The sequence below is a fragment of the Polynucleobacter sp. 35-46-11 genome (assembly GCF_002281105.1).
On the sequence record NZ_NCFJ01000383.1, the window covers coordinates 1 to 2,480 of the forward strand.

At 41.5% G+C, this 2,480-nt stretch carries 4 protein-coding genes and 1 pseudogene; all 5 read left to right on the forward strand.

Annotated features, from left to right (window positions below; translation table 11 throughout):
- Window positions 1-271: pseudogene (locus tag B7Y67_RS15230) on the forward strand (TonB-dependent receptor); the annotation flags it as partial.
- 81 nt (window positions 272-352) lie between these two features.
- Complete coding sequence (locus B7Y67_RS15235; protein ID WP_293599363.1) at window positions 353-769, forward strand: DsrE family protein; 417 nt, start codon at window positions 353-355, stop codon at window positions 767-769.
- Between the two features lie 25 nt (window positions 770-794).
- Window positions 795-1,172 carry a DUF2946 domain-containing protein gene (locus B7Y67_RS15240; protein WP_293599364.1) on the forward strand — a complete coding sequence of 126 codons (378 nt, stop codon included), beginning with the start codon at window positions 795-797 and terminating at the stop codon, window positions 1,170-1,172.
- Window positions 1,173-1,538: 366 nt separating this feature from the next.
- Entirely contained in the window at window positions 1,539-1,895 is a 357-nt protein-coding gene (locus B7Y67_RS15245) for a hypothetical protein (RefSeq protein ID WP_293599365.1), read from the forward strand.
- 3 nt (window positions 1,896-1,898) lie between these two features.
- A complete protein-coding gene (locus B7Y67_RS15250) occupies window positions 1,899-2,456 on the forward strand; it encodes a hypothetical protein (RefSeq protein ID WP_293599366.1) in 558 nt (185 codons plus the stop codon).
- The last annotated feature ends 24 nt before the right edge of the window (window positions 2,457-2,480 follow it).

Consider the following 2,480-nt stretch of genomic DNA (forward strand, 5'->3'; position numbering starts at 1 on the left):
ATTTGTAGCGGCTAAGACAAACCTCAATGCCGTTAGAAATGAGATCGCTACTGGTGGTTATTCGCTATACAACTTACGCGCCTCATATGACGATAAGAAATACCGTGTGAACTTTGGCATTGAAAACTTACTAAACAAGCTTTATGCATTACCGCAAGGCGGAGCATATCTGGGTCAAGGAAATACCATGTCAATGAATGGGGTCCCATGGGGAACTGCAGTTGCCGGAATGGGGAGAACATTCTATGTCTCTGCAAATATGAAGTTCTAGTAAAAATGATTTGATATGCATCAAATTACGTATGTGCTTTATCAGGAAAATTAATCATTATTTTTAAAAAAGGAGTTGGATATGTTTACAAAAACCTTGAAATCAGCAGTACTTGTAGTATTAGCCACTTTATCTCTATCAGTTTTTGCTGGTGCCAATGATCCGCTATTTGTGAGCTTGACTAGTGATGAACCACATCGTGCAACGATGGCATTTAACTTTGGATCGCATATGAATGCAGCTGGCCATCCATTAAGCGTTTTCTTGAGCGATAAAGGGGTTTACCTTGGCGTGAAATCCGGTGCAGCCAAGTATCCAGAACAGCAGAAGATGTTGGCTGAGATTATTGCTCAAGGTGGAGTAGTGATTATGTGCCCACTGTGCTTAAAGCACTACGGCTTTTCTGAAACTGATTTATTGCCTGGCATCAAAATGGGTGGCGCCAAGGTAACAGGTGAAGCCTTGTTTAAAGACAATACCAAGACAATGACCTGGTAATAGATTATTTTAAGTATTATTAGTTATGCATTTAATTCAGCACAGCAAGCTCGTTCACTGGATAGCTGCTTTGGCTATCTGGTTGGGTGCGCTTGCGCCTGCTGTTTCACAGGCTTTATCTTTGGCTAGTAATGGCCAAGGTTTTGTAGTTGAGATTTGCAGCACCAACGGCACAAAGATGACTCAGGTCATCGGTGATGATGAGCCTTCTTCGTCTTCAGCTATGGGTAGTCACTGCCCGTACTGCTTAGTTCAGCCAATCTATTTATTACCTAGCTTCAGCACATTTCAGTTTGTAACTCCTCTTGGTTATACAGTGCAAGCGAAATTTTCATATCAAGCCCCTCAGAGACTTTCTGCCTGGATCAGACTTCCTTCTAGAGCCCCTCCTACAGCCTCTTAGTTCCGTTTAGGTGCATGGTTTATCCATGTTGGATAAGAGTTGATGGTGATTCACCATAAATTGGGTTGGGAGTAATGATGAATTTAGCAAAACATATGATGCATCTGAAAATGCATATCAACATTGGTGCCATGATGGGTTTAATTGCCTGGCTTATTAGTCGAGGCATGCCATTATGAATCATTCTTGGTATTCAGCAAGAGGTCTAAAACGTGGTCTGCTATTAAGCCTTTTGGCTTGTGTAGTATGGATTGTAGGTATTTATAGCTTTATGCAGGCTCAGGCTGCTTATGAGGCTAGTAAGCCAAAATTTGAGATGACACCAGTTGGCCTTCAGTCCCATAATTGTGTGTATGAAACGAGGACATGATGAGCCGATTTTTCAATAAGCTAAAGAATCACCCTAAGGTTGCTCCTGGGATAGAGCGTAAGATTTTGCGTCACATTCCGCAGGTATTTATTTTTGGACTTCTGGGGCTTAGTTTGCCATCGCTTTTGGCTAGATTATTTCCAATTGCTGGTAGCGTTAGTGAGGTGCAGCGTTGGATCGGTACAGTAGATATCTATGTCATTAGCTTGATTGTGTTTTATTGCACAGCAATTTTCACAATTGGATTTGGGGCGCTTATTGTGATGATTATGAAAGGCCCAGCCTACGTAGCCGATGCCTATCCGCTGATCGATTTTGATAAGCCGTATTCCAGCAAGAAAAAGGAGGGCTAATCCATGTACGCCTTTTTTAACTCTTCAGGAAATGAAGATTCTGTGCGGCAATTGCTTCAGTCTGTTTCACAAGATTTGAATCTACCCCATAAGGAACTTGCTATTACTTACTGCGGACCAAGCTCGGTCAATAAATCCGATATCAGCCGCTTAAAACCAGAAGAATTAGCTAGCTATATTTGGACTACGCGTTATAGCGATGAATCTATTTTGGTCAAATTGCCAGTTGACCTTCCGTCTGATCAACTATTCATTCAAAAATATCAGTCTTCATATTTAGGATGTTTACCCAAGAAGGCCAAACGCATCTCCCTACGAAATATCGCCGCACAGTGTAAGAAAATTAAGTCCATGGAAAAGTACTGTAAACATTTTTCTTTATCCTTATTTGTCAATAAATCGACCGTAAAAGTAGACCCCTTAGCGGCCCAAGAAATTGATGGGATATTTTCCTTGCAAGCCAAAACCAATAAGCCTGCCTACCGTCTGATTGAGGAGCGCATTCATCAGCTAAGGGAGGAGCTATTTATGGCTCAAAACCCCTTCATTCGGAATTTTTAATACCATGGCGATATTCCGATTAAA